The following is a 6,612-nucleotide window of genomic DNA, read 5'->3' as shown; positions in this document are numbered from 1 at the left end:
ACAGCACCAGCTTCAAAGTTCAGACGATTAATGATCCTTTGAAAGAAACACAAGAAGAGTTGGCCGTTACAATTTCAAATTTGGATACTGGCTCCGTCTTCGAACAAGCTAAGCCTGGTCTAAATGGTTCAAACAGGGCAGTTAGTTCAATCCAAGACAACGACGTAACAATCAAAGTCCATGATGCTGCGCCTGTCGATGAAGGAGATAAAGCATCCTTTAAAGTGACATTAAATGAAGCCTCTTCTGAAAAACAGTATGTTAAATTCGAAGCGACAACGAATGGTTACGATACTGAATCTGATGACATCGATCCAAACAGCCTAACTTACGAATACAAAGATGCTAACGGCGATTTCCAAGTTGCCAATGTCGTTAACGGTTATGTTGAAATTCCAGCGGGTACTACCGAACTTCGTGTAACGGTGCAAACCGTGCAGGATGAGAAATTCGAATGGACTGAACGTTTTGGACTACATATTGTCGACACCAAATCTATAAGTGGTGGAACGTCGAGTATTGATGAAGCGAATTCTGAACTACAGGGTAAGGGTACAATAAACTTAGATCACACAGATAACCCTACGCTTGAATTAAAGGATGCTGATGTTGTTAATGAAGGAAGCACTGCTGTATTTGAAGGGCATCTGACGAAGGTTTCTGAAGCGTCGATTGAGATGAAAGTCGAGTTTGAATTTTCTAATGGCGTTGGCAAAGCAAACCTTGCGGATTTAGCGGCAGACACAAGTAAGCCCTATGCGGGGGTTACCGTTACATATATTGAAAATGGTAAGACTAAAACTATCTTAGTTGACGAAGCTAACGGTGAATTTACCCTTCCAGCTAAAGTTACGGATTTCAAAGTTAATGTAGATACAGTAAATGATAACCGTTTCGAAACATCAGAAGACTTTGGAATTAAGTTGAGTGAGATACCTTTCCAATCTTCAACTGATGCTAGTAAAGATGTAATCATTAATCACGGTCAGCACGGTGTATCAGCTACGGGCTCTATAAATGAAGACGCTTCTGATAAACCATCTGTAAATGTTGCTAATGCTCGTGCGGTAATTGAGGGGGGGGCTTTAGAGTATAGCGTTTTACTGACAGGTTCTTCTGATGTAGACGTGACATACTCATTTAACTTCCCGAATAGTAGTGATGTTAGAAAAGCAGACATTTCGTTTACGGATGGCGTTAAACTGAGTGCAGATAAGCAATCTATTATTGTGCCTAAAGGCGTATCTTACTTTAAAGTTATTGTTCCGACATTAGATGACGTTCTTGTAGAAAATACTGAAAATTACACGATTACTATTGGTGGCGACACAGGTACTGGCTCGATACTCGACAATGAAGTTGCACCTGTCATCAGGAATCAGTCAGTCAGTGTGTCTGAAGAAGCTCTTAGTGGGGGTATTACGGATACGATAGGTTTGCCGAGTGATTCTACTGATGGACACTCTGTTCAGGGGGATTTGTCTATTACCGATGCCAATGGTAACTGGTCTGACACTGTATTTAGTGAATCAAGTTCAATTACAGTAACAACATCAACTGGCCAACCTCTGACATCTGAAGGGCATACAATTACTTGGAGTGTATCAAATAATGGTCACACACTTCTTGGCGAAGCTAACGGTAAACCTGTTATTGAAGCGACTTTAAATAGTAGTGGACATTATGAGGTACAACTTAAAGCTCCTGTTGATCACCCTAATACCAGTGGAGAAGATAACTTATCGATTCATATTCCCGTGATTGCTAAGGATACTTCCGGGTTGTCTAGCTCTGGAGGTCAGATTACGGTTTCAATTGAAGACGACCAGCCAGATGCTAAATATGAAGAAATTGATACGACTATTCATACTGTAGGCACTAATGTTCAGCTTATTTTGGATGTTTCTGGATCAATGAAAGGAGATCGTTTCGATGTTCTTAAAGCATCCGTACTGCAAATGCTTAATCAATATGCGGGAGCATCAGATAATGTTCGTGTTCAGCTTATAACATTCAACTATAACGTTTCTCTAGTTGAGCATAATAACAAAGCATGGATGACTGTCGACGAAGTGAAGGGTTATATCAACGCACTACAGGCCGGTGGTGGTACCGCTTATGATGACGCGATACAAGGTGGTAAGAATTATTGGAATACGGACTCCAGTTTACGTATACCTAACGCAAATAACGTCAGTTATTTCATCAGCGATGGTGCAACACATGAAAATGATAAAATAGATAGATATGAAGAGGCTTCATGGAAGCAGCATTTAACTACTAACAATATTACCGCGCACGCAGTTGGAATTGATCTAAAAGGTAACAGAACTCAGATCAACAAAGTTGCATATGATGGAACAGGTCCCAAAGATAAAAACGCGGAGTTGATTGATGATGAATCTCAGCTGAGTGATGCACTTATTAACTCAATCGTACAAAACGTAACAGGTTCAATCTCAGGTAGCGGTTCTGGTTCTGGTTCTGGTTTTGGGGCAGATGGTGGTTACGTAAGTCAGATAAAATTTGGAACTGGCTCATTTAACTTTAATGGTTCGACTATCTCAACATCGGGAACTTTGCCTTCGAATATTAGCTATTCTAAGGATGAAGCAACCAACAAATTAACCATAACCGTCGATGGTAAGTTCGTATTTGTAATTGACCTTGACACCGGAGCGTATGAGTTTAGTGGTAAACCTCAAGATAGGCCTTCAACACTTGATTTTGATTACACACTGAAAGACGGTGATGGTGATACTAGTAGTAATAAGTTGGTGTTTAATGTTCCTGCTAGTAAATCCGGTTTAGATATTAGTGCGCCAGGTGATGCGGTCGATACTCTTAAGCTATACCATCATCAAAATGGTGATGCTAAGCTTCAATGGAGCTCTGTTGGAACGGATTCAACAACAGAGTATTTCACGAAATCAGAAGTGGCTAATGGATTTAAAGTAAATGTTGGTGCTGGAGGAGATCATGTACACCTTGGAAAAGGCGACGATATCATTTGGCTTGGTGACAGTCATTCAAAGTTAGATGATACAGCGGGTGATAGTGCATCTAAGCAGGCTAACGCTCAAGCGACATTAGAATCATTTACTAACGGTTCAGACAGTAGCTTGTTAGCATCAAACAGTAATGGTGAAGGTGCAGCCTTTAATAACTCTATGCCGAGTCAAAGTAACGCGTATTTAGATATTGCTCATAGTGGTGCTGGCGATGATTATGTATACGGTGAAAAAGGTATAGATGTCATTTTCGGTAGTGCTGGTAATGATTACCTAGATGGCGGACAAGGTAATGATGGCCTCCGAGGTGGAACGGGCAACGATACAGTTAAAGGTGGTGCTGGTGAAGATATTCTTATCGGTGGTCTTGGTAACGATATATTAACTGGCGGCAGTGATGACGATATCTTTAAGTTTGTGGATCAAGACACGACTAGTTCTCGGAATGACATTAGAGATGGTGAAAGAGATGTTATTACTGACTTTACAAAGGGACAGGATAAGATAGATTTATCAGAACTACTGCACACAGATGCGAATGATACTATAGACAGTTTACTTAAGAGTAATCAAATTGGTGTTGTTGAAGGTAACGGTGATTTAACTGTTACAATCTCTCAAGCAGGGACTTCGGTTGGTGAGAATAGTCAACAAATTGTTCTTGAAGGTGCTGCTGGCCAGTACGCGGGGCTATCTGAGAGTGCAATCCTAAGTGATTTACTGAAGATATACGATACAACAAGCAACTAAACAAAAAGGGCCGAAAGGCCCTTTTTTTATGTCTTAATTTAGTAAAGTAATCGCGCTTAAGAAGACCTTACATTGAGGTGCAACACCCTACAGTTACAACACCCTACAGTTACAACACTTTACAGGCAAAACCTTTCAGATAGAAACCTTCTGGGTAGGCGGTGTCTGTAAGGTGATCGGCTGCTTGCTCGAAGCGCTCGACAAATTTTACTGTTCTGCCAGCGTCTAGAGCAGCGTCAGCGATGATTTTTTGGAATAAATCAGTGCCCATCAAGCCAGAGCAAGAGTAGGTGAGTAGAGTGCCACCAGGATTTAGGATTTGCATTGCAAGCATGTTTACATCTTTGTAGCCGTTAGCACCTGATGTTAGGTTGTTTTTGCTTGAAACGAACTTTGGTGGGTCCATGATCACGACGTCAAACTTAGTGCCTTGATCTCGGTATTCACGAAGTAGTTTAAATACGTCTGCGTTTAGGAATACAGCACGCTTTTTCGAGATATCAAATTCATTGAGTTCAGCGTTGAACTTAGCTGTATCAAGAGCTAATTGAGACACATCTGCGTTGATTACACGTTTTGCGTCACCTTTCAGTGCGTAAAGACCAAAGCCGCCAGTGTATGAGAAACAGTTAAGCACATCTTTGCCTTTAACATACTTCATTGACTCTTTACGGCTATCACGTTGGTCCATGTAGAAGCCAGTTTTGTGGCCTTCCATGATGTTTACGCTGATTTTGACGCCGTTTTCTTCAATGACGATAGATTTTGGTGGCTCTTCACCGTGAAGTACACCAACAACTTGTTCTAGGCCTTCTTTTTTACGAACTGCTACGTCTGAACGCTCGTAAATATTACAGTCTGGGAAGCATTCAATTAAAGCTTCAACCAATACGCTCTTATTGAATTCAGCGCCCGCACTTAGTAGTTGGCAAACTAGGTAGTCTTGATATTTGTCGATAGTGATACCTGGCAGTCCATCAGACTCTGCAGCGGTAAGGCGGTAGCCAGTTAAACCATCACGCTCAATGATGTCTTCACGCAGTGATTGCGCGTCTTGAATTCGTTTTACGAAGAACGCTTTGTTAATTTCTTCTTTTTCAAATGTCCAAACACGAGCTCGAATTTGAGATTCTGGTGAGTAAGCCGCTTTTGCTAGCCATTGACCATTCTGAGCATATACGTCTACAGTTTCACCTTGTTGTGGTTCGCCTTCGACCTTATCGATACCGCGTGAAAATACCCAAGGGTGTTTACGGCGTAGTGATTTATCTCGGCCTTTAGCTAGATGAATTGAAGGAGTCATAATTTACTCTGTTTGTTGAATTTGAAGGAGGGGTATTGTCGGGGAAGTACAAGGGAAAAGCAAATAAGAAAGGGCTGCAAAAGCAGCCCTTGTATTGAACCATCATTAGATGGTGGTTAGATGTCAGTATTAAGCTTTAAGACCTGTCAGCAAACCTTCCATCGTATCGCTCTGCTTACGAAGTTGGTCAACGTTAGAGTTACTCTTACTGATCATCTCGCAGATGCCGTCTGATTGATGACGAATCTCTTCAACACTTTGTGCAATGTTATCCGCAACGACACCTTGCTCTTCTGCAGCAGTAGCAATTTGCGTACTACTATCAGAAATAGACTGGTTTTTCTCAGTTAAAGAACCGATCTCAACGTTCACTTCCGACATCAGTGTTTGGCCTTCATTGGCATTGTTTACTGTCACTTCCATCAGTTTTGTTAATGATTGACTGTTACGCTGTAACGACTCGATCATGCTCTGGATTTCAACTGTCGCTTGTTGAGTTCGTCCGGCAAGAGCGCGAACTTCATCAGCAACAACTGCAAAACCACGGCCTTGCTCTCCAGCTCGAGCAGCTTCAATCGCAGCGTTTAGCGCTAACAGGTTAGTTTGTTCCGAGATACCATTGATGGTTGCGACTACTTCATCGATCTGCGCTGCATTAGCATCGAGTTCTTCTACTGCTTGCGAAGCCGATTGAATCTCTTGGGATAAGCTAGAGATCGATTCCAAAGTATTAGAAACCTTAACTTGACCACTTTGTGCGACACCACGAGCGTCCATTGTTTGAGTGCTTGAATCATGGGCAAGGGTAGCGACTTCGCGAATCGTTGCTGCCATTTGTTCAGTTGCGCTGGCGAGGCTATTCAAGTGCTCTTGTTGATTACTTGAGATATCTGAGCTTTGTTGCGTTGATTGGTTCAAATCCGAGCTGATTTGCTGCATGAGAGCAACGGACTCTTGGATTGAGAGAACCATGTTTTGTTCACGCTCGGCTACCTTATCGATAGTAATAGCAATTTCACTGAACTCATCGCGAACTAAAAAGTAGTTCATGCGACAAGTTAAATCGCCACTCGCAAGTGTGCTGAGTGCTTTGTTCATCGAGAACATAGCACCACCAATGAAAGTCATGATGTAGTAAACCCCCAGAGCTATCAGCGTGAGAGTTACTGCAATAATCGATACCTGAGTAGTAGATAGACAGAGCTGACCATAAGTTTTGGTCATGGCTTGCGACTAAACTGAAGGCGCCATTCATGACAGAAACAGATGCTGCGCCATATCCTAAAGAGATGGTGTCAGAATTGCTAACGAGTTGAGCGACCTGATCTTTGGTGAGTTGTCCAGCTTCAATCAGACCTTTCATCAGGAGCAATTCATCCTGATAAAGGTGAGCAAGTAAAGAGTCCGCGGCGCTATCTAAAACCAGAGTCAATATAACCAGAGCGAGCAGAGGTAATAAGAATAGTAGATAGAACTTTTCTTGGATTTTTAGGTGAATGAGATATTTGTCAATCCAACGAAACGGGATTTCTTTCATAATAGTAATAC

2 protein-coding genes and 1 pseudogene are annotated in these 6,612 nt (G+C 41.9%); 1 reads left to right on the top strand and 2 read right to left on the bottom strand.

Features of this window, described 5'->3' with window-relative positions; translation table 11 throughout:
* Window positions 1-3,761, top strand: a 3,761-nt coding sequence (locus tag AB4589_RS13270; RefSeq protein ID WP_372100754.1) for a VWA domain-containing protein, incomplete at its 5' end; no start/stop codon positions are given.
* 109 nt (window positions 3,762-3,870) lie between these two features.
* On the opposite strand, the gene AB4589_RS13265 is transcribed toward AB4589_RS13270, so the two are convergent.
* Both AB4589_RS13265 and AB4589_RS13260 read right to left on the bottom strand, forming a co-directional pair.
* Entirely contained in the window at window positions 3,871-5,064 is a 1,194-nt protein-coding gene (locus AB4589_RS13265; RefSeq protein WP_009846634.1) for a class I SAM-dependent methyltransferase, read from the bottom strand.
* 129 nt (window positions 5,065-5,193) lie between these two features.
* Window positions 5,194-6,601, bottom strand: a pseudogene (locus AB4589_RS13260) (methyl-accepting chemotaxis protein).
* Between the last annotated feature and the right edge of the window lie 11 nt (window positions 6,602-6,612).

Origin of the sequence: Vibrio sp. 10N.222.49.A3 (assembly GCF_041475145.1) — a bacterium.
Lineage (GTDB): Bacteria > Pseudomonadota > Gammaproteobacteria > Enterobacterales > Vibrionaceae > Vibrio > Vibrio tasmaniensis_A.
Note: the sequence above shows the minus strand (reverse complement) of the source record. Positions and strands in the feature narration are given on the sequence as shown.

Excerpts from the sequence above, each read along its gene's own strand:
- AB4589_RS13265 (WP_009846634.1), bottom strand. The coding sequence starts at position 5,064 with ATGACTCCTTCAATTCATCTAGCTAAAGGCCGAGATAAATCACTACGC.